The sequence below is a fragment of the Mycolicibacterium gadium genome (assembly GCF_010728925.1).
Classification (GTDB): domain Bacteria; phylum Actinomycetota; class Actinomycetes; order Mycobacteriales; family Mycobacteriaceae; genus Mycobacterium; species Mycobacterium gadium.
On the sequence record NZ_AP022608.1, the window covers coordinates 353,505 to 374,326 of the forward strand.

At 63.3% G+C, this 20,822-nt stretch carries 19 protein-coding genes and 1 pseudogene; 18 read left to right on the top strand and 2 right to left on the bottom strand.

Features of this window, described 5'->3' with window-relative positions; all coding sequences use genetic code 11:
* The first annotated feature begins 530 nt into the window (after nt 1-530).
* The 10 genes and pseudogenes from G6N36_RS01650 (at nt 531) to G6N36_RS01695 (ending at nt 10,002) form a co-directional block, all read left to right on the top strand.
* Nucleotides 531-704: a hypothetical protein gene (locus tag G6N36_RS01650; RefSeq protein WP_235689942.1), complete on the top strand. Its 174-nt coding sequence runs from the start codon at nt 531-533 to the stop codon at nt 702-704.
* A gap of 245 nt (nt 705-949) precedes the next feature.
* Nucleotides 950-1,696, top strand: a complete 747-nt coding sequence (locus G6N36_RS01655) for a L,D-transpeptidase (RefSeq protein WP_235689943.1) — start codon at nt 950-952, stop codon at nt 1,694-1,696.
* A 343-nt stretch (nt 1,697-2,039) separates the two neighbouring features.
* On the top strand, nt 2,040-2,429 hold the full coding sequence (locus tag G6N36_RS01660) for a BlaI/MecI/CopY family transcriptional regulator (protein ID WP_163684402.1): 390 nt from the start codon (nt 2,040-2,042) through the stop codon (nt 2,427-2,429).
* Nucleotides 2,426-3,367 (top strand): M56 family metallopeptidase, encoded by a 942-nt coding sequence (locus G6N36_RS01665; protein WP_163684404.1) that lies wholly within the window; start codon nt 2,426-2,428, stop codon nt 3,365-3,367. The genes G6N36_RS01660 and G6N36_RS01665 overlap by 4 nt, the downstream gene beginning before the upstream one ends.
* 1,173 nt (nt 3,368-4,540) lie before the next feature.
* Nucleotides 4,541-4,954: a putative copper homeostasis (lipo)protein LpqS gene (lpqS, locus tag G6N36_RS01670; protein ID WP_163684407.1), complete on the top strand. Its 414-nt coding sequence runs from the start codon at nt 4,541-4,543 to the stop codon at nt 4,952-4,954.
* Nucleotides 4,955-5,068: 114 nt separating this feature from the next.
* Nucleotides 5,069-6,178, top strand: coding sequence for a PLP-dependent cysteine synthase family protein (locus G6N36_RS01675; protein WP_163684409.1), 1,110 nt, complete (start codon nt 5,069-5,071; stop codon nt 6,176-6,178).
* A pseudogene (locus G6N36_RS01680) lies at nt 6,175-7,443 on the top strand (MFS transporter). Before G6N36_RS01675 ends, G6N36_RS01680 begins: the two are co-directional and overlap by 4 nt.
* A gap of 427 nt (nt 7,444-7,870) precedes the next feature.
* Entirely contained in the window at nt 7,871-8,170 is a 300-nt protein-coding gene (locus G6N36_RS01685) for a hypothetical protein (protein ID WP_163684411.1), read from the top strand.
* Nucleotides 8,171-8,993: 823 nt separating this feature from the next.
* Entirely contained in the window at nt 8,994-9,296 is a 303-nt protein-coding gene (locus tag G6N36_RS01690; protein ID WP_235689944.1) for a rhodanese-like domain-containing protein, read from the top strand.
* Between the two features lie 325 nt (nt 9,297-9,621).
* On the top strand, nt 9,622-10,002 hold the full coding sequence (locus G6N36_RS01695) for a BlaI/MecI/CopY family transcriptional regulator (protein WP_163684413.1): 381 nt from the start codon (nt 9,622-9,624) through the stop codon (nt 10,000-10,002).
* 300 nt (nt 10,003-10,302) lie between these two features.
* Here the strand turns inward: G6N36_RS01695 and G6N36_RS01700 are convergent, their stop codons facing one another.
* Entirely contained in the window at nt 10,303-11,763 is a 1,461-nt protein-coding gene (locus tag G6N36_RS01700) for a hypothetical protein (RefSeq protein WP_163684415.1), read from the bottom strand.
* 20 nt (nt 11,764-11,783) lie between these two features.
* Between G6N36_RS01700 and G6N36_RS01705 the strand changes: the two genes are divergently transcribed.
* The 6 genes from G6N36_RS01705 (at nt 11,784) to G6N36_RS01730 (ending at nt 17,379) form a co-directional block, all read left to right on the top strand.
* Entirely contained in the window at nt 11,784-12,392 is a 609-nt protein-coding gene (locus G6N36_RS01705) for a TetR/AcrR family transcriptional regulator (protein WP_163684417.1), read from the top strand.
* Nucleotides 12,393-12,666: 274 nt separating this feature from the next.
* Complete coding sequence (locus tag G6N36_RS01710) at nt 12,667-13,386, top strand: DUF1326 domain-containing protein (RefSeq protein ID WP_163684419.1); 720 nt, start codon at nt 12,667-12,669, stop codon at nt 13,384-13,386.
* Nucleotides 13,387-13,776: 390 nt separating this feature from the next.
* Nucleotides 13,777-14,343, top strand: coding sequence for an MPT63 family protein (locus G6N36_RS01715; RefSeq protein ID WP_163684421.1), 567 nt, complete (start codon nt 13,777-13,779; stop codon nt 14,341-14,343).
* Between the two features lie 439 nt (nt 14,344-14,782).
* Nucleotides 14,783-15,460 carry a YcnI family copper-binding membrane protein gene (locus tag G6N36_RS01720; protein ID WP_163684423.1) on the top strand — a complete coding sequence of 226 codons (678 nt, stop codon included), beginning with the start codon at nt 14,783-14,785 and terminating at the stop codon, nt 15,458-15,460.
* Nucleotides 15,461-15,790: 330 nt separating this feature from the next.
* The gene (locus G6N36_RS30200) at nt 15,791-16,012 is read left to right on the top strand and encodes a hypothetical protein (protein ID WP_308205938.1); all 222 of its coding nucleotides are present in this window, start codon (nt 15,791-15,793) and stop codon (nt 16,010-16,012) included.
* Nucleotides 16,009-17,379 carry a hypothetical protein gene (locus tag G6N36_RS01730; RefSeq protein WP_163684426.1) on the top strand — a complete coding sequence of 457 codons (1,371 nt, stop codon included), beginning with the start codon at nt 16,009-16,011 and terminating at the stop codon, nt 17,377-17,379. The genes G6N36_RS30200 and G6N36_RS01730 overlap by 4 nt, the downstream gene beginning before the upstream one ends.
* A 1,280-nt stretch (nt 17,380-18,659) precedes the next feature.
* Here the strand turns inward: G6N36_RS01730 and G6N36_RS01735 are convergent.
* Nucleotides 18,660-19,409, bottom strand: coding sequence for an alpha/beta fold hydrolase (locus tag G6N36_RS01735; protein ID WP_163690308.1), 750 nt, complete (start codon nt 19,407-19,409; stop codon nt 18,660-18,662).
* Between the two features lie 200 nt (nt 19,410-19,609).
* On the opposite strand from G6N36_RS01735, the gene G6N36_RS01740 reads away from it, so the two are divergent.
* Complete coding sequence (locus G6N36_RS01740) at nt 19,610-19,822, top strand: heavy-metal-associated domain-containing protein (protein ID WP_163684428.1); 213 nt, start codon at nt 19,610-19,612, stop codon at nt 19,820-19,822.
* Nucleotides 19,819-20,790, top strand: coding sequence for a DUF8832 domain-containing protein (locus G6N36_RS01745; RefSeq protein WP_163684430.1), 972 nt, complete (start codon nt 19,819-19,821; stop codon nt 20,788-20,790). Before G6N36_RS01740 ends, G6N36_RS01745 begins: the two co-directional genes overlap by 4 nt.
* Nucleotides 20,791-20,822 lie beyond the last annotated feature (32 nt).

Sequence of the window (20,822 nt, forward strand, 5' to 3'; positions counted from 1 at the left end):
GCTGCCACATGCTGCTACTAGGGCGTTAGCCGCAACGCCTTCACCGATGACGTCCGGCACCGTCGCTTGCGCGCAGGGGCTCCGGGGGCTGGGCGGTCCCGGTGTTGGTGAAGGTGGGCCGGCTGAGGTCATCCGACCGCGCCGACCCGATAAGCGTAACTTTCGCAGGCATTCAAGCCCGGCGGTTCGTTCGGGCGAAGTCGTCTGGCTTCAGATGCAGCCGCGCACCTTGAGCGGCTAATCACGCTGGCGCGCAATCAGTTGTCGCTTTTGATCAGCGACCGGCTGTGCACCCAAATCAGCGACGGCGCTGGCACCGAAGACGCGATGACGGTTACTCGCGGTAGGGCTCTACTTCCGACTCGCCGCGACGCTTCCCTGTCGACACAACAGTACGTACTAATCTGCATAGTAGACAGTGGGTATGGGCCCGAATTGAGAGGAGCGCTATGGGGCAAGGCAATTCATCAAGGGCTGACCGCCGGCCGGTCAACCGACACCTGCACCGTCGAGCAGGCGTCAGCCGCGCCGTGGGATCGCTGCTTGTTGTGGTCGGCGCGGCTATGGCCGTTGCGCACCTGATCGCTCATCTCGCGAACATGCGGGTTATTGGGGTACAGGACCTGCTGATCGGCTTTCCGATGGCCGCCATATTGGTCATCATCGGATTGTTGTTGATCGGGCTGCATTCACTGCGCGAATAGCGGTCCCTTCATCGGATCGCACTGCCTGTTCGCTGCGCCAGCGCCTGCGCGGGGACGATGCAGAGCGTCTGTTTGTGGCAGAGGGTGTTGCGCCGCCTTGAGCGCCCAGAGACCGCAGGGAGCAAGAATGCTGCAAACGCTCATCGATATCGACTCGGACCCGAGCGCACCGAGCAGCCGGATACGCAGTAGTTACGTAGAATGGTGTTGATGGCACATCGCGGCGAAAGGCGGATATGGGCAGTATGCTTCGCGGGCTAGTGGTATGGGCCGTCACCGCCGCAGCGGTGGTTTTCGGCGCACCGGCCGCGGGTTCGGGCGCGGCCGCCTCATCGAGCGTGGACAACCGTGTCGCGCTGCTGCGTCCGCAACCTGGACAGGTGGTGGGGATTGCCCATCCGGTGCTAGTGGCATTCACCACCCCGGTGAAAGACCGCACGGCAGTCGAGCGCAGCATCAAAGTCACCGCATCACAGCCGGTGACGGGTCGATTCACCTGGGTCAGCGACAGCTTCTTGGAGTGGAACCCGGATGGCTTCTGGCCCGCGCATTCGACGATCACTGTGGGTGTAGGTGGCATGAAGAGCGAGTTCACTACCGGAGCGGCGGTGGTGAGCGTCGCCGATATCTCGGCCCACACGTTCACTGTAAGCATCGATGACCAGGTGGTGCGCGAGATGCCAGCATCGCTGGGCAAGCCGGGCTTCGACACGCCCGTGGGCACCTTCAGTGTGCTGGAGAAGCAACGCAACGTGGTGTTCGACTCTCGCACCATTGGCATTCCGCTCGACGACCCCGAGGGCTATCTGATCGACGGCGAGTACGGCGTGCGGGTGACGTGGGGCGGGGTGTATGTGCATTCGGCGCCCTGGTCAGTCGGGTCGCAGGGCTCGGCCAACGTCAGCCACGGGTGCATCAACCTCAGCCCGGAAAACGCCGAATGGTATTTCAACACCGTGCACGTTGGCGACCCGGTAATTGTGCGAAGCTAGCGGCCACACACTGAACGTTGGCGACGGCGCGGATGCCAATCTTCGGTCCGGCTAATTGCACTCGGCGACTGGCGATTCGGTGAAAGCGTTCTAGGCCGCTGAGATCCGTGCCGATTGGCAAATACCGGATATGCCTGATGATTCGTGACCGCCGCTGGCTTTTGACGGCCCTGTGCGGTTCGGAGTCCCAGCCGCAGAGCAGCCATCGCTCGCTTCTGGCGGTCATGACTCACTGGTGAAGCGGGAATAGTTTCTGCCCGGGCATGCCACGTTGCCGCGCCGCGCCGCGCCTAAGCTCCCGTGCGATGTAGGCTCAGCAGCAACAACGCTGAAGGGTGAAACGGTGCGGGTACGTGGTTTCGGGGAGTTGGAAGCCGTCGTTATGGATCGCGTCTGGAATCGCGATCCCGAGACGGTAACAGTGCGTGAAATTTTCGAGGAACTTTCGGCCGAGCGGCGCATCGCCTACACGACGGTGATGTCGACGATGGACAACCTGCACACCAAAGGCTGGCTTGAGCGGGAACGCGACGGCCGGGCCTATCGGTATTGGGCCATCATGACGCGCGAGGAGCACACTGCCCAGCTGATGCGTGAAGCCCTCGACGGCGGCGGCCGCTCAGAATTGGTTCTCAGCTACTTCATCGAGCAGATTGGGCCGAAGGAATCCGAGCGGCTGCGAGAGGCGTTGCGGCGGCTGGCGAGGCGGTCGACCAAGGCGAAGAGGCGGTGAGCATCGCCGCGTGCCTGCTGCTCTACAGCGTGGCGGTGGTCGTGTTGGGGCCGCCGGTGTTGGGCTTCCTCACCCGGGGCGGGCATGCACCCAGGTGCGGGGTGGCAGCCTGGCTGATCGCGATCGTTACCGTCCTGCTCACCTGGGCGACCATTGCCGTGCTGGTGATCCTCGACGTGTTCGCCCACTGGCACCAGCGCGGCTCATTTGTGGAGTCGTGCTTCGAAATGCTGTGTGACCTGGCGGCCGGTAAAGCCGGTAGCGCACCGCAATTGATGCTCCTGGCGGGGTCGGCCGGCGCAGTCGGCGCAGTCGCCGTCATCGGCATCCGGCTTGTACGCACCATCGGGCGGCTACGTGCGCATGCCCACGGCCATGCACAAGCTGTCCGACTGGTGGGGCGCCCGAGGACCGAACGTGATGTGTTCGTCGTCGACGCCGCCGAGCGCACCGCTTACTGCGTCTCGGGCAAGCCACCTGCAATCGTGGTCACTACCGCAGCCGTAGCGGCTCTAGATGAGCGGGAATTGGGAGCCGTGATCGCACATGAGCGCGCGCATCTCGATGGCCATCACCCCAGAACGGTCACGGCGTTGCGCAGTTTGGCGCTGGTCTTTCCCCGCTTTGCTTTGATGACACGCGGTGCCGCGGAGGTCTCACGGCTGTTGGAAATGTGCGCCGATGATGCCGCCGCCCGCCGGCATGGAAACCGTGCACTGCTCACCGGGTTGATGGCTCTGGCTGGCGGTGCGCCCGCAGCAGCGCTGGGCGCTGCCGATGTCGCAGTATTGAATCGCGCTGAACGCCTTGCCCTTCCGCCGGCACATCATGTCCGGGTCCGTGCACAGGCTGCCCTGACAAGCGCGTCGACGCTAATTGCCTTGGCTCCGCTGGGTACCATTATGCTCGGCGTATCTGGCGTGCTGATGTGCAGGTAGGTGTTATCGGAGCTCTGACAAGACCACTTTGCGGCCGAAGGTGCAGAGCAACACCATGACCGCCGACGCTCATCCCGGGTGACTGCAGTCTGAACGATGCCGGCGCGCGCCGATGTCACACCATCGAGAACCGGGTTCGTTTCCGACGGACATTCTGAACGTTGTGCGCAGCGCTGCAACGATTGGCGAGTCAATCGAGCAAGGCAAAGAGGCGGTGAACATCGCTGCGTGCCGGGCTTTCGCACGTCCTCGGCCGTGCCAGTCCTGCCCCGCCGCAGTCTGGCGGGTCGCGATCGGCATTGTGCTGCTGACCTGGATGACCCGTGGCGGCACTACTCGTTCTCCATGTGGTCGCTCACCGGCAGCAACGCGGCTCATTCGTCGCATGCATAGAACTACTGTGCGACTTCGCCGCCGGCGGAGCCGGTCCGGTACCGCAGGGTGCTGCTCCTGACAGCATCGGCCGCGATAATCGAAGCCGGTCGGCTCCTCGGTTCAAGTCCTGCGGGTCATTGTGGCGCCTGCATGCGTGCACTCACGGACATGCGCAAGCTGTCCCCGCCGATGTCGAGACGTCATCCGCGCCATAAGTACTCACTATCCACCGGGACTGACGGCACCCACTGAATGGCCCGAAGTGTAAAGACGGAGAACTCCGGAAGCGATGCCTGTCTGCTGCCTGGCTCAGTATTAGCTGGAGACTGGGGGACGGGTTGGGTCGGAGTCGCCGAGCGCGGTTTGTCGGGTGGTCGATCGGGTCGCCGTGGCAGCCGAAGCGCACCGAAACGCCGCATCGAGCCGCCAGCCGGTGCTAATTCGAGATCTCGAAGCGCTGCTGCTGATGTGATCTGCGTTACACGAGTGATTGTCTAAGCAGGAGTGCCGAATCCCGGTGAGGGCTTTTAAAGTGCACAGCGACCGAGCAAGCCGGTTAGCAATCACATCTACTTATCAGAATAGTAACTGAGCTGCACCGATTCGCGGAGGCCGCGGCTGGGAAACCTCCCGGCAGCGAATTCACTTGCGTCAGTGCAAAAAACCCACTACTGACAGGGAACAATGAATTGATTGGCCTTCACCGCTGCGGAGTTGAGTCGCGACGCGATAACGACACAGACTCGACTTCGCCACCTACGGGGATCGGCCGTAGGAGCTGCTACAGTGGGCAACATTGTGAGCTACAAAGACGCACGCTCGAGTAGACGACTGCGACAGGCAGTCGCCCTCGCTGTTGTCGTCTGGGTGCTCATCATCGGCGCCGACGCGCTGTGGGCGTCACCGGCGGAGCCAGACAACCATGGACCTCATCCGATCGCCACGTCGCTCGCTGATCACTTTGCTGTAGCCCTCGATCACTCACATGCTCGCCAGGCGGCGACACACACGGCCCACGACGTACTGGCCCTGGCCGTATCGCCGCGGACCGCGACGATCCTCGCCACCCTGGTGTTAGCTCTCGGCGTCACAGCCAGCTGGGCCTTCGACCGATGGGCGGCCGGTCAGACGATACGCGGACCGCCCAAACGCGCCTACCTCTTCTTGTCGGGCCGCCAACTTCTGGCGCGCCTCTGCATCGCGCGGCGCTGATCCGGGCAACGCCGGACCGACTGTGCCTTCACGGCATGGCCGGTGGCAACGCTGCCCATCCTTGTCAGCTGCCGCGCCCTCACGTCGCGGCTCCTATGCAGAGGCGACACCTCAATGAACAATGTTCTGTCGATTCATTCCACCGACCTAACATCCTCTCGCTACCGCGGCCTAGGCCGAAACCACCGGCCGGGAACGATGGTCGGCCGTACCCCGGTGCTGCGGATCTCCCAGCCATTCTGTGATGACGAGAGCGGCTTCTGGGCCAAACTCGAGGGGTTCAATCCCGGAGGCATGAAGGACCGGCCAGCCATGTACATGGTGGAACGTGGTCGTGCCCGCGGCGACCTGCGTCCCGGAGCGCGCGTCATCGAGTCAACCAGTGGCACATTGGGTTTAGGGCTGGCGCTGGCCGGCACCGTGTACGGGCATCCCGTAACGCTGGTCGCCGATCCAGGGATGGAGCCGATCATGCACCGCATGCTGTCTGCCTTCGGCGCCGACATTCAGGTCGTGTCGGAACCACATCCGGAAGGCGGCTGGCAACAGGCCCGCCGTGAGCGGGTCGCCGAACTCTTGGCTCAGTACCCACACTCCTGGTACCCCGACCAGTACAACAATCCCGACAACGTCGACGCCTACCAAGACCTGGCACTGGAACTTCACGCCCAGCTCGGCGCCATCGACGTGCTGGTCTGTTCGGTGGGCACCGGCGGACATTCGGCCGGAGTAGCGCGCGTGCTACGCGAATTCAACCCTGACATGCGGTTGATCGGCGTGGATACCATCGGATCGACCATCTTCGGTCAGCCCGCCGCAACCCGCCTGATGCGCGGCTTAGGCTCGAGTATTTATCCAAGTAACGTCGACTACGCGGCCTTCGACGAGGTGCACTGGGTGGGGCCAGCGGAGGCGGTGTGGGCATGCCGCACCTTGGCGGCAACGCATTACGCCAGTGGCGGATGGAGTGTGGGCGCCGTAGCACTCGTCGCAGGATGGGTTGCCCGGAACCACTCTACAGACACCACGATCGCCGCGGTCTTTCCCGACGGCCCGCAACGCTATTTCGATACCGTCTACAACGACGATTATTGCCGAGAGCATCACCTCCTCAATGGGCCGCCGCCCGAAGAGCCGGCTGTCATTTCACATCCGAGCGAACAGGTCGTCAGCTCCTGGACGCGGTGCCTCAAGGTGGTCGACCCTGTAAGGAGCGGCCGATGATCGGCGCTCTGAGGCAGTTCGCGAGCTTCGGTTGGCCGAGCCGGATGCTGATGGTCAACCAGTTCGGCATCAATCTCGGCTTCTACATGCTGATGCCCTACCTGGCCGGGTACCTGGCCGGACCACTTGGCTTAGCGGCCTGGGCGGTCGGTCTGGTGCTGGGTGTGCGCAACTTCTCCCAGCAAGGCATGTTCATCATCGGCGGCACCCTCGCCGACCGGCTAGGTTACAAGCCGCTCATCGTGGCCGGATGTCTGCTGCGGACCGCTGGGTTCGCCCTGCTAATCTTCGCCGATTCGCTGCCCGCCGTTCTGATCGCCTCTGCGGCAACCGGATTCGCCGGAGCACTGTTCAACCCGGCGGTGCGTGCCTATCTGGCCGCTGACTCCGGGCCCCGCCGAGTTGAGGCATTCGCGCTGTTCAACGTCTTCTATCAGGCCGGCATTCTGGCCGGTCCTCTTGCCGGGCTGGCGCTGATGATGCTGGACTTTCGCATCGCGGCTGCGGTCGCTGCAGCCGTATTCGCGCTGTTGACCGTGGCCCAGTTATTCGCCCTGCCCCAGCACAGCGCCGAGACACCTATCGAGAAGACGGCAGTACTCGATGACTGGCGTACCGTCGTAGCTAACCGGTCGTTTCTGTGGTTCGCCGCAGCGATGATCGGTTCCTACGTGTTGAGCTTCCAGGTTTATCTGGCCCTACCGTTGCATGCGGCAGCGCTGGCACCGCATCACGAATCGCTGCTTGTCGCAGCTGTTTTCGTAGTATCCGGTCTTATCGCAGTGGGCGGGCAGATGCGCATCACCCGCTGGTTCGCGGCCCGCTGGGGCGCCGGACGATCACTGACGATCGGCATGCTTATTCTCGCCGTGTCGTTCGCGCCGCTTTTCGCCATACCCAATAGCTCGCGTTTGGGGTCGATCGCGGCCATCGCCGCGCTGTTGCTGTCGGCCGGGCTTTTGGCTGTCGGGTCGGCGGCTGTCTTTCCGTTCGAGATGGACACCATCGTATCCCTTGCCGGCAACCGTCTAGTCGCCACGCACTACGGGTTCTAGGCCACGATCGTGGGGGTGGGAATCCTGGCCGGCAACCTGGCGACCGGAGCACTTCTGCAAGCCGCTCGCAACGCAGGCGCGGACGAATTGCTGTGGGGTGGACTGGCATTGATCGGGTTGTTGGCGGCGATGGCTTTGTACCGGCTGGATCGACGCGGGCACCTGACGCCCGCTTCGGCACTTTCCGCATCGAGGCAAACCTTGAGCTGATCGGAGACTTGCTCGGCCCGCCGGCACGACACCGCCACTCGATGCGATCGTGTCGACGCTGCCAAGACAGTGTCACAACCGTGGGGGCGACCGCCGAATAAGAACCTCTGTCACAAGCGATTCCCGATCCGGAAGTGGCGCGACGGCCAGCACAAAATGTGCGACCGGGGTTTGCTGAAGTCGGTTCACCAACTTCCATTCGAGGTGCCCTCACTGGCTGTGCTTCTGAGACACGGTCGGAGTCGAAAAATGTTGCAGCATAGTGCGATAACTCGTTATGCACTCGTGTTGTTTTAACCTTGGATTTGCCCGCATGTCATGTACCATCGAATCATCTACTAAATAGCTACGTACTGTATGGACCAGTAGATGTGTCCGCCAGATGGCGGACCTCTTCGGACCAGCGCAGCGCAGAAGGAGAAACATCATGAGGACGACCGGATTAGCAACGATTGTCGCTTCCGCCCTGGCCGCGGCTGCGATCGGTGCGACGGCACAGGCCGCCGCTGCACCGACCGGCCCACGCCCAGTGCAAGACACGATCAACCGCCTGGAATCGAATGGTTATAAGGTAATTCTCAACAAGGTCGGATCAGCACCGTTAGATCAGTGCACCGTGAGCGGAATCCGACCGGGACGCGAAGTTACCGAATACCGCCAGAACCGGCGAGATCAGCTCGTCGAGCGCGTCCTATACGAGACCGTCTACGTCGACGCTGCCTGCTGAACAGGCCGGTGGGTGCTCGCATCACCGGACGGTTACCCGCCCGGGGTCGCCGAGGTTGCGATGCCAGGCCGATCGCTTAAGCTGCTCAATCGCAGCAGGTCTTCCCGCGCTTTGTAGCGCGTCGGGCTTTCGGCGAGCTAGCACCCAGCGCGCAGGTCAGCGCGCACTTGGCTGCGGTGAGAACCATCGGGTGCCGTGCAAGACGGATCACTTTGGCTGTCTTGGAATTCGGATCCCTACTCATTCATCCTCCTCGAATGGAGTACCCCCATAGGGTATCGGTTCTCACCCCGCGTGCACAGATCATTAACGCTCTTGTCGAAGGTGAAACGGCTCGCGATGTTTCGTGAAGAGGCGATGACCGCCGCCGAATCGCAGACTGCGCCACGGCCCGCTATCAGCGATCGATCAATCAATCGCGGCCGTCGCGCGATCCGTTCGTTGGATCGACGGACTGCTTCAGAGCCGAGCGCTCTAAGAACGTCTACGATGCCGAGGAGCTACCTCCGGACTCGGTGCCCCCCGGCCTTCCCGGATAGCTGCGTCATCTTCCGTCATGACAGCTAGCTGAGTATCGACACAAAGGTGCGACGATCGTTGGCCGGTTGCAGAGATTTCTATTCGGTGGCTGTTGTCGGAATTCTGTGTCGGAGCGACAATGAGTGCGATGTCGTGCCTTCATACGCGTGAGGTTTTCGCCGCAATCGGTGCGGTGTTAATGCTCGCTGGGTGCGGTTCTGCCGCTGTGTCGCCGACCGCGACATCATCGGCGGGATTGCACTTCGAGGAGCAACCAAGCATTGCATCGGGTGGGCCACGGTCTGTGGGACCGCAGGACTTCGCCAACGCCATCGAGACGGCGGTTGTGGTCACGATCAATGTGCATATCCCGTACGAGGGCGACATCGCCGGGACAGATCTCACCGTCCCGTTCGACCAGCTCCGCGAACAGATCACCGCGTTGCCGACGGCGCGCAGCACTCCGCTGGCAGTTTACTGCCGTTCGGGCCGAATGAGCCGCATCGCCGCTTCGACGTTGGCCGAGTTGGGTTACCACGACGTCGTGGAACTCGCCGGCGGCATGCAGGCCTGGCAACAAAGTGGCAGGCCCGTGGTGTTCAGATGAGCATCGGCGCCGCGGGAGTTGCGGCGCAACATGTCTCGGCCAACGCGGTAGCCGAACGGGCTGAGGGAATGACAAACGATGCCCAAACATCCATCTGAGTTCGTCTGGATCACCTCCGACCCGGCAACACGGCAAGGTGCTCCTTGATGCGGCCTGTCTGCGGGGAGAACCAGAGCACCCGCCCGGGCGAAGTTCTCGCGAATTCCGCTTCGGGTCGCCGTGCGGGTGCCGCAGCGCTACGATGCCCGTACGTAGATAGTACGAATCCGCTGGAGGGCGCCTCATGCGCGACGGAGGCTCTAGGCGGGCAGTTGGGCGGCCGAGAATGGGCGCGCGCGGATTCGGTGAGCTCGAGTCGGTCATCATGGACCGCATGTGGAACCTCGGTCCCGACACATCGACAACCGTACGGGCCGTCTTTGACGAACTCATCGCAGAACGCGACATCGCCTATACGACGGTCATGTCCACGATGGACAATTTGCATACCAAGGGCTGGTTGGCGCGCGAGCGCGACGGAAAGGCTTACCGGTACTGGCCGACGCTGACGCGGGAGGAGCATAGCGCTGATGTGATGCAAGAAGCTCTCGATGGTGGTGGGCGGCCCGAACTGGTGCTCGGCTACTTCGTTGAGCAGATCGGACCCGAAGGATCGGCGCGCTTGCGCGCTGCGCTGCGACGGCCCCCGAAGCGGTTCAAGAAATAGACATCGCCCGGCTGCCAGCTAAATCACTCGATATCGACATCAGCTGGTGGCCGCACGGCGGTTCGGTTGAGCCCATGGCAACGCCCGTGCGCGACACCGCTTCTGCGAGGTGAAGCAAGAGTTGAAGGCACCCGTTCGGCTCGCCGTCTCCCTCGGTGACGAGCAGCCGCAAACTCACCGTCATTGTCCGTTTGCCGATAGGAGAGCGCCACCCGCGAGCTGGTGATCGTTAGGGCATACCTGGCGCCGAAGTCTTGCGCCGGTCTGTGATGGGCATAAAACCACCACACAGCCGTCAGCTCACTGGGTCTTGAATCTGAGTGCCCGCGCGAATCGGCGTGTCTGGATGAGTGCTAGTCCCAGTAGCGCGAACCCGAGACAGTAGATCGCAGCTCCGCTGGCGATCTGCGCCGTGGTGGGTGAGCGCAGTCCGGCGGGCACATAGACCTCACGCTCGACCGAACTGCTTCCCTGCCATTGCGCGTCAATCGGTATCCACGATTCGACCGTTTCGCCGGCACGGTCAAGTTCGATGTAGATGAACCAGCGCCCTGCTTGGGGAAGGTGAATCGCGCCGGTGAACCGGCCTGGGCCAACGTGATTGAGCGGTGCGGTGAGTGCTTGTCCACCCCGACGTGCTACCACCTCTTCGGCTACCAGTCCCGGGGTGGACTCCGCCGTGATCGCCTCGAGTTGGATGTTTCCTCGGCCATCGCCGCTTACGCTCCATCGCACTGACGTTATGTGTTGTCCTTGCCCAGGATCGTGGGCGATCGCCTGGGGCGCGGGACCCAGGATCCACGTTGTGGCGCCGGCCAGCAGCGTAACGGCTGCTGCCCCAATCCTGTGCGCGCGAAGGGATGTGGCCGCCGCAAGCGCGAGGCCCACGGCAATGATCGGTACGGCGACCACGCCGATTTCTCCCGGTGGCATATTCGCCGTGCCGAGCGCTGAGGCGATCCAAGACAATGCGGCCACGGCCGCGCAGGTAGCCCCATATCGTGCAGCAGGTCCGCGCCAGGGCAGATCGGCCACGGCAAGGCCCAGCACTGCTAAGGGAATGTCGGGGGTACTGCGGCCCAGCGCGATGAGCACCACGATGACGATGAGACGCAGTGTGACGTAGAGAAGGACGCTGCGCCCGACGGAATATGGTGTGGGGACTAGCGCGCGGATGATGAAGACGCTGAGTAGGCCAGAAGCAAGAAGTACTGGAAGATAGAAGACTTGGCTGAATTGCGGAACGTCGGTGTCGTACTCGAGGACTGTCATCATCGCGCTGCCGAGCACCAACGCGGACAGGGCAGCCTCGACGACGCCGTGCCGTGTCGGTCGCACGCCGGCCAGAAGCCCGATAGCCATCGTTGTGGAGGCGAACACGACAAGCATGTGTGGAGGGCTCCACAACACGGCGTCACGCCCGAAGGCGTCGTGCCAAAACGCGTCCAGCGGCGCCGCGGCGAAGGTGACCGCACTCCCCAATCCGGCCAGCAGCAACCCCGGTTGCCTGAGCGCTCCCCGTAGCGACCGAGTGCCACAAACTGCGACTAGTCCCCAGCTGAGGACCACGAGAGCCACCACGGCAACACTGCCGTACAACACCAGATGCGGCGCGATCAGGGCCGTATCCCGGCCAATGTCGGTGTGCCAGGCGTCGTCCCAGTAGGTCGCGAACAACGCTGCCGATCCGGCGGCGGCGGCCACTGCGCCCAGGGCCGGCGAAAGAGTGATATGAGGCGTACTCATATATGAGACGGACATGTCTCAACTATGATGACCGCGTGGCGCACAGTCAAGACCGGCCGACGAGTTCAGGCCATATCGAGCCGCGGCTCATCGACGCGACAGCCGCCGCGATCGCCCGCTGGGGCCTCCAAGGCACAACCCGAGAGCGGATCGCCGCCGAAGCCGGGGTGTCTCGAGCCACGATCTACCGGCGCGATGTGACCCGCGATCAGCTGGTCACTGCGCTGACCGAACGTGCCGGACAAACCTTCCGCAACGCGATATGGCCGGCCATCACCGGACGCGGAACGGCGGCGCAGCGGCTTGAGGCCGCGCTCGAGGCGATGTGCTCGGCCGCCGACGAATACCTACCACTGCTCGCTGGCATGTTTCTGGCACATGGCGAGATCTTCCATCAGCCGGGACCCGAGGCGTTGACGGTCGACATCTTCGCTGAGCCTTTTGAGCGGCTGCTTATCGACGGCGCGGGGGATGGGACGCTGCGCCGTCTGCCAGAGACGGTCACCGCGACGGTGCTGTTCAATATGGTCGGCTGGGGCTACATCCACCTGCGTGCAAGTCACCACTGGAGTCAGGAAGCCGCCCGACGCAACGTAATTGAACTCGCGCTACACGGTTTGGTCGCACGTCACGACGATGGGTGATCTTCAGGACTAAAAGCATTGTGCGCCTGCGCTTCAGTAGGAATGCAGGCGGCGGCCTGCACCCGATTGACCGAACACATGAATGAGGCTCACTCGCCACGTATCGAGCCGGATGCGCACAGAGCAGGCGACTGGGGGCAGCGAGCTTCAACTGCGCTACATACCCCCCGGTGGGGTATCGTGCGCCCAGAATACCCCCGGGGGGTACTTGCGCAGAGCGGTGCGCAGCGCTAGCCTCCTAGATACCCCATGGGGGTATATGAGAGGAGATCTGATGACTGCAATATCGACTACGGTCGACTGGCATCTTCGTGGTGACTGGTTCGACGTATGCAGCTGCAAGCTGCCCTGCCCGTGCAGCTTCGCACAGGAACCCACCCACGGCGACTGCCTTTTCACCTTGGTCTGGCATATCCGAGACGGACACTTCGGTGAGGTGGATCTCGACGGGTTGAACGTGGTTTCGCTCGGCGAGTTCACCGGCAACATGTGGGTCGGCGACCCTGACGCCATGATGAGGTTGATGTTCTACATCGATTCCAGCGCCGATCCCGCCCAGCGCGACGCCCTGGAGCGGATCTTCACCGGTAAGGAGGGCGGCTGGCCGGCCCAATTCGCCAGTCTCATCGAAGATCTGCGGGCGATCGAGTACGCACCCATCACGTTCGAGGCAGCCGATGACCTCGGCTTCTGGCGCGCCGAAATCCCGGGGAAGGTCGACCTTCGTGTGGCTGCGCTGACCGGACCGACCTCGGATCCCGATCACCGTGTGACCACCGCCAACGCGCCCGGTGCCGAAGTCGGCCCCGGCCAAATCGCGACCTGGGGTGTTGTGGAGCGGGACCACGCTGTGGGCTTTGACTGGTCCCACGATCACCGCGGTGGCTCGAGCAAGCATTTTCCGTTCGACTGGCGGCCCGACAGCGTAGGCGAATCCGCGGTCACGCCAGAAGCCACTTCCGACAAGGCGTCCTCATGCCAGTGCCACGCCTGAGCGCTGTTACCGCCTGAAAACATCTCCCAAAGTCGGGTGGCCGCCCAGGACATCGACGGTTCTGAGCTGGCCGCCGGTGGCTCAGCCGCCGCGCAGGCTTCGAATACGCGTGGACAAAGGCCACCGATGGCGCATTTCCCAAGGGACGCATCCGATGGTGCCTCCGCTACACCGGCTCGCGCCTCTCGTGCAGCTCTCGTCGTTCGCCGAGTAGCAAAAACACAGGCTCTCGCCTTTCGCCGAGGCAGTCACAGCGGGGGACAAACTCCACATCGCATAGCCACCGGCGTCCCTCATCTACTATTCAACTACATAAATCATCGCCTAGGCTGCCGCACATTGCTTTTGCGAGCGGTCAACCACCTCACAAACCTTCGAGAAGGAGTCACCATGCGACGACATATTTTGCTCATCGCCACAGCCCTGGCCGCGCTCATCGGTGTGGCCACAGCAGTGGCGGTACCCGCCTCAGCCCGCGAACACGCCCACCATCAGTTCGGGACGCCTCAGCAACTTGTCGACGCCGGCGGGGCCGTCGTGCAGGAGTGGACTGTCACAGGCTTGCAGAGGTCGACGGCCGCGCTTCCGGGATACGCTGCGCGAGGCCAGCTCTGGGAAGCCACGGCTACAGTACGGGCGGTCACCGGCACTGTGACGCCGATCATCCCAAACCTTCACGCGGTCACCGCTGGCGGTCAGCGGTGGCCAGTGATATGGCAGATCGCCAACCCGCAAGGACTCCCGGGTGGAACGCTGGCCCAAGGGCAAGCCGCTAGCGGAAAAGTGTATTTCGACGTTGTCGACGCAAAACCGATGGCCGTGATCTATGACAACGGCAGCGGCGCACCGCTGATGTGGTGCTGTACCGACGGCATGACGATGCCTATGCCGATGGACAACTGCCCCATGTGCGCGACCATGAGCCGACCCTGCCCGCACTGCCGAGATTCCATGTAGCCGCCCCTCATGCGCGACGAATCAGATCAGCGCCTAGATTGACTTGGGCCACCGATGTGAGAATCGGGTAGGGATGCCGCCATGACTCGAACCACCGTGGTCGACGATGATGGACCGCACTAAGCCGCCGCCTCCACCGCTCAATAACCGCACCATGGCGCGGCGTTCCGCAGCCCTTCACCTGACCAACTCACGAGCAAGCGATGATGCACCAGCCAGCGCGGTTAATCGACGCAAACGCAACGCGCCGGAACCCCTAGTGCCCGCGTCTACGGTCTCACCCCGTATACTGCCACCGAAGCGGTGTCGGCGTGCCAGCCGGCGCTTGTGACACGCAATGCTGAACTGCGGGAAGCCCTCTCGAAGCCGAGCGAAGATTGCAATCCCTATATGGAGGTGGCCGGTGCTGAAAGTCTTGCTGCGCATTGTTGGAGTTCTCATGATCAGTGGAGTGGCGGCACTGCTTGCGAGCCCGGCGGCGACCGCCCATGTCGGTGCATACATTGACGGTGGGGTGCCAGGGGAGACGGGTCTGATCACCCTGCGGGTCCCCGCAGAGTCGGACAACCCGGCTACCACCAAAGTGGAAGTGCGGATCCCTGACGGCATCCAGATCCGAACCGTGCGGGCTCAACCGGTTGCAGGCTGGCAACTCGACATAACGAAGAAGAAGACGAATCCGCCGATCTACAGAGACGACGGCACACCAGTCGATGAGGTGGTCAGTTCGGTGACGTGGACCGCCACCGGCCAGGGAATCCTGCCTGGTCAATTCGATGACTTCGTCCTCGAAGCGGGTCCGCTGCCGGATGTCGAGACGCTTGCGTTGCCAACCATTCAGACCTTCGCCGACGGCACCGCCGACGCTTGGACTGAACCCGCGCCCGAAGGCAGTGATCCCGAGTTTCCCGTGCCGACAGTGACTCTCGGGTCGAGTGCGGAGACTGGTGCTAGCGGGGGGAGCGCCATGACTTCGGTGATCGCCTGGACTGCTCTAGGGTTTGCTGTGATCGCGGTGGCACTCGGCATCTTTGCGATCGACCGAGCCCGTCGGTCCGCTGATGCCGGCTCGGTGAGTGCTGCGGCGCCTCCCGAGCAATCCGCGGTCAGCGAGTAGCAACGTAACCGATACTCCATCAGAGAAGTAGCTGCTGTGAAACGTCTGGTCTCGCGCTGATGTGCTGTACCAGCGCGGGGGCACAATTCTCGGCATGACGATTGGACGGACAAATCGATGGTTGAATGCGGTATTTGGTTGAGAGCGAGCGCAATTGGGGCGGCTGCCGTCGCCTTGGCCGCGTGTGGTTCGCCACCGTCCTCTACGGATGCTTCTTCCGCTGCGCCGGCGACCTCCGCTCAACCAGTTGCGACCACGTCCCCGACAAGTGCGAGTGCTGAAGCCGGGACGGTCATCGATGTCACAGTCGCCAACGGCACGGTGACACCCATGAACGCGGAGACTCAAGCGGTCGCCGGGCAACCGATAGTGCTCCAAGTGATCAGCGACGCTGTCGACAGCCTGCACGTGCATTCGGTGCCCGAACACGTCTTCGACGTTGCGGCCACCTCAGGTCAGCGCTTCGAGTTCACCGTCGACATTCCCGGTCGTGTCGCAGTGGAGTTGCACGACTTGCATGTCACAGTCGTCACCATCGAAGTCCGGCCTTGACGCGCGAAGCCGCTGAGACGTTCCTAGCGCATGGCGTAGGGGGATCGACCGATCTTCCAGTGCCGCTGTCGTACGCGTTGATTGGGGCCGCATGGGCGTTAGCTGCGACTTTTGCCGTGGTGGCTGTGGCGTGGAGGACGCCGCGGTTTGACCCGGCGAAGCCGGGACGAGAGCTGCCGACGTGGGTATCTGCTGTCGTCGACTCCCCGGCTGTCCGGTGGTTCGTCGCGATTGCCGCCGCGGTCTTTACCGCGTGGGTGGGTGTCGCTGCTATCTGGGGTCCCCAGGGCAGTGACAACGCGTTGCCGGGTGCGTTCTATGTGCTGTTGTGGGTTGGGCTAGTCGCCATATCGGTTGTCATCGGCCCGGTTTGGCGGCTGATCTCGCCGGTGCGCACGGTGTGGCGGCTGTTGCACATCAGGCGGCGCGGTGCGACCCCCTCAGAGGGGCGCATCCGGTATCGGCACGGGTGGGGATACTGGCCGGGAGTGGTCGGGCTGTTCGCTTTCGTCTGGCTGGAGCTCGCGAGTTCCGATCCTGGCTCGCTGACGGCGATCAAGATCTGGATTCTCGTCTATGCCGCCGCGATGTTGGTCGGCGCAGCGGTTTTCGGAACGACATGGTTCGCTCGAGCCGATCCGTTTGAGGTGTACAGCGTGACAGTCTCGCGGCTCGCACCGTTCAGAAGAAGTCGCGCGACAGGACGCATCGTCATCGGGAATCCGCTCGATCATCTGCCCACGATGCCGGTACGTCCAGGCACCGTCGCGGTGATGGCCGTTCTGCTCGGATCGACCGCGTTCGACAGTTTCTCCCAGTCCGCCACCTTCAACAACTTCGTCGCACGCAACTCCGCCAGCATCCCTCTGGTCGGTATCTCCGCGGGCGGCACGGTGCTGCGATCCCTCGGACTCATACTTTTCGTGCTCGCCGTGGGCGTGACATTCTCTGCCGCGGCTCGCGCGACCGCTGGCGTCAGTCGCGAGCAGCGTCGTGAGCTCCCGGCGCTGCTCGCTCACAGTCTCATTCCGATCGTCGTGGGATACATCTTCGCGCACTACCTCTCCTACCTCGTCGAGCGCGGCCAGGAGACCATCGTGCGGCTTGCCGACCCGCTTGGCAGGGGCTGGCACCTACTTGGCCTGAACTCCGACGACGTGCAGTACTTCCTATCGCTGAATCCGACGTTGCTGTGGACCATCAAGGTCGCCTCCGTTGTCACCGGGCATATGTTGGCCGTGATCGCGGCACACGACAAAGCGCTGCGAGTGCTTCCGGTAGGCCATCAACTGACGGGCCAGCTCGCGATGATGCTGACAATGGTCGGCTACACCTTCGCCGGCCTTTACCTACTGTTCGGGGCTTAAGGTCTGCCAAGCGTCTCCGCGACTTATACAGTCGCAGCTTGGCTGCGAATGGTGGTAGGCGTTCAGACGCTGGGCACGCAAGAAGTGCGACCGTACATGTTCCTGCATCTGGTGCGCAGGAACTCACTATCTTGAGCGAACAAGGAACGGTCCGAATCGCGATATTGATCGACTGCGGCAGATTTGGCAGGCAAGAGGGTTGACCGTTTCATTCGTCGAAACGGCGGGCGTTGCTAACAGTCAAGAATTGACGAATCAGTTAGATACTCTTGATCGCTGGCGCCGCTGATGACGAAGCATCTGGCCTCCCGGGGCCCCGGGTGATCAAGAGATCTTGGACGCTCTCCCAGAAACAAATGGCGGTATCTCGGGCTCAAGGCGCCGGTGTCGACAAAGCTGTTCTGGCTAAGCTCTTGCTCGTTGAATGATCGGCGCCGCAAGGCTATACGCAGAACTTTCAATCTCTATCGTGGCCCCGAAGGTAAGCGAGCCAGACTGGCAGTTCTGTCAACCGTACTGTCGTGGCGACTCTGGTTAGCCCCCCACCGTTGCCGAGTCGGCGTGATGGCGCTACTGATCAACGGAAACGACTGAGGCGTCGATGCCAGCTAGGGGGTGGATCAACGCCCCAGCCGTCGTCCATATACTATCCTACTCCGTAGATCACGGACCAATCCCAACCGAAGCGCGAACGTGGCCTGTAGCTGGCCGTGCTTGCCAATCCATCGAGGAGTCGTGCGCTGGTGGGCTGAGGCTCCTGCCGACGATGCCCGGAACAAACTGCCCGACGGTTCGACGACGGAGCCGAGACTCAGGATCTCCCGTGCATCCGAGACTCTCAAGGCCTGACATAGTCGGCAATCTCGGCTTCTTTGCCGGCTTGGGGAGAAGTCGACGCCTCGGGGATAGGAGTGAGACGCGGTGTACATCGAGTGTGTCGCGTTGGCAAGTCAGCTTGTTCTTCAGCGCCTGGCCTGGCTGTATCCACTGCGGGTAGCTCGACGACGCGAAAGGCGTATCGCTGGTGACGGTACAAGAGAAATTCCGGCGGATCGTCCAGAGTCAGATCACACGGTCGATTGCCAAATGCCTCGCGTTGTGCGCGGTGGGCCGCGTCACCAGTGGGTGGCGCCCCGTCAAGGCCGGCGGGGGAAAGTCCTGCTGCGGCTGACCGCGCCGCGACGTGCTGCCCTCGGGGCGCTGCTACCGCAGCGTGAGGTTTCCCAGCGCTGTGTTGCGGACTTGCGCGCACCAAGTCGTGTTGGGCCGGGTTTCCTGTCTCACGTTTGTTGAAGGAATTTTTCGATCGCTGGGCCGAAAGCGTTCGCCATGTCTTCAGCGTCGACGAGCTCGTAGGACATCGAGGCTTCGGCGATGACTCCTCGTGGAAGGACTTCGGCGAGGCTGTGCGCCAACTGCGTGGGATGACGGGTGTCGTCGCCGGCGATGATGAGCGTCGGAGTGTCGATGCACCGGAGGTCTTCGACGGCCGCGAAGGCGCGGTCATGACCGATTGCCGCTGCGGCAGCCGCGCTGTGGGCGTCAGCGCGCGGAATGGCCTCGGTGACCAGGTTGGCGATGAGCGGCTGAAGATGGGGAACGAACAGCGCCCAGGCGGCGTGCAGACCGCATGAACGGGCACGCTCAGCGAAGCGATCCATCAGTTCGGTGTCTGCGGCTTTGTCCGCGTCGTCCTCAATCGCTTCAGCACTGATGACGACCGCGGACCGGGCGGTGCGGGGGTGCTGGAGGCACGTCCGCAAGGCGATTGTGCCGCCCAGGCCGGCGCCGACAAGGTGGGCGGAGGGGGCGTCGAGCGCGTGCATGATCGCGATGACGTCGGCGACGTACTGATCCCATCGGTGCAACGCCGGGTCGGGGCACCGCGATGCTCCGTACCCTCGAATATCAGGCAGCACAACGCGATACCGATCAGCGAGCCGGTCGGCGAGTGGCCGCATGCTGTAGTGATCAGGCCCGCCACCGTGCAGCATGATGATCAGCTCGCCGCGGCCGACGACCTCGCCCATGAGCGGCCAACCGTCATCGCCGATGTGCAACGTGCGCACCACACCACCGATCCCTCCTCGCTCGGGGAAGCGCGACAAGCGTCGACACGACACCAGCGGCCCCCGGACACTGACCCTTGAAGCATACCCTCAGGGGGTATACGCTGGTGTACACATACCCGGTAGGGGTATATGGACGAGTCGAGGATGGGAGAGCGGTAATGAGCACGAGCACGTATGCGGTCACAGGGATGACCTGCGGGCATTGCGAGCTGTCGGTGCGCGAGGAGGTCGGCGAGGTCGCCGGTGTTGAGGGCGTTGAGGTCAGCGCTAAGACCGGGACGTTGGTCGTGACGTCCAGCGGTCCCGTCGATGACGCGCAGATCCTCAACGCCGTCGGCGAGGCCGGGTACTCGGCGGTGCGGGTCGCATGAACGCTGCGGGACGGTTGGCTGCGTTCGGTGCCGCACTGACGGTGGCGTTCACGGCTGCGTACGTCACTGCCGCGGCGGTCGTCCCCGACGCCGCGCCTGCCGCTACCCAGGCCCTCGGCGTCGACGGCGCAGCTGCTCACCGTGCGTCGACGGAGCAGGCGCCGCCGTTAGCCGCTGTGTCCGCCGATCCGCCGGGGTTGTCGCTCGCCGCAGACGGATACGTGCTCGGCTCGGTGCGCGCACCCGGTGCGCCCAATGATCGGGGCACGTTGAGCTTCGGCATTGTCGACCCGGGCGGCACACCGTTGCGGGACTACGCGACTGTGCACGACAAGCAGCTGCACCTCATCGTGGTCCGTTCCGACGGCCAGCACTTCGCCCATGTGCACCCCAGGCTGGACCCGGCCACCGGCACGTGGTCCACGCCGTGGACGTGGACGGCCGCCGGCACCTACCGCGTGTTCGCCGACTTCCAGCCGGCCCGGGCCAGCAGCGCCAAACTGACCCTCACCCGCACCGTGGAGGTGGCCGGCGCATTCGCCCCAGTGGCGCCGAGCATCACACGCACCGCGGATGAAGTCGCTGGTTACACCGTGAAACTCGACGGCGCACTCACCGCGGGCGTCGCCAAGCAGCTCACCGCGACAGTCACGCGCGACGGTCGGCCGGTGACGACATTGCAGCCCTACTTGGGGGCCTATGGGCACCTCGTCGCGTTGCGTGAGGGCGACCTGGCGTATCTGCATGTGCACCCGGAGGGAGCCGAGCCGGTCCCTGGCCGCACCGGTGGGCCTGCGGTGCCGTTCGCGGCGACCGCACCTACGGCCGGTCGATACCTGCTCTACCTCGACTTCAAAGTCGACGACACCGTGCACACCGCCACGTTCGTCGTCGACGCCGCCCCCGGCGGCCGAGCTCAGCCCGCGCCGCAACCGTCGCGCGACGCCGGCCATGCCGGCGGGCACTGACGACTTCGCCCGACCTAGACACTGAAAGGCAG

Coding starts and splice junctions, on each gene's coding strand:
- G6N36_RS01740 (WP_163684428.1), top strand. CDS start 19,610: ATGAGCACGAGCACGTATGCGGTCACAGGGATGACCTGCGGGCATTGC.
- G6N36_RS30200 (WP_308205938.1), top strand. CDS start 15,791: ATGAACGCGGAGACTCAAGCGGTCGCCGGGCAACCGATAGTGCTCCAA.
- G6N36_RS01675 (WP_163684409.1), top strand. CDS start 5,069: ATGAACAATGTTCTGTCGATTCATTCCACCGACCTAACATCCTCTCGC.
- G6N36_RS01700 (WP_163684415.1), bottom strand. CDS start 11,763: ATGTCCGTCTCATATATGAGTACGCCTCATATCACTCTTTCGCCGGCC.
- G6N36_RS01695 (WP_163684413.1), top strand. CDS start 9,622: ATGGGCGCGCGCGGATTCGGTGAGCTCGAGTCGGTCATCATGGACCGC.
- G6N36_RS01715 (WP_163684421.1), top strand. CDS start 13,777: ATGCGACGACATATTTTGCTCATCGCCACAGCCCTGGCCGCGCTCATC.
- G6N36_RS01710 (WP_163684419.1), top strand. CDS start 12,667: ATGACTGCAATATCGACTACGGTCGACTGGCATCTTCGTGGTGACTGG.
- G6N36_RS01720 (WP_163684423.1), top strand. CDS start 14,783: ATGATCAGTGGAGTGGCGGCACTGCTTGCGAGCCCGGCGGCGACCGCC.
- G6N36_RS01745 (WP_163684430.1), top strand. CDS start 19,819: ATGAACGCTGCGGGACGGTTGGCTGCGTTCGGTGCCGCACTGACGGTG.
- G6N36_RS01685 (WP_163684411.1), top strand. CDS start 7,871: ATGAGGACGACCGGATTAGCAACGATTGTCGCTTCCGCCCTGGCCGCG.
- G6N36_RS01735 (WP_163690308.1), bottom strand. CDS start 19,409: ATGGGCGAGGTCGTCGGCCGCGGCGAGCTGATCATCATGCTGCACGGT.
- G6N36_RS01655 (WP_235689943.1), top strand. CDS start 950: ATGCTTCGCGGGCTAGTGGTATGGGCCGTCACCGCCGCAGCGGTGGTT.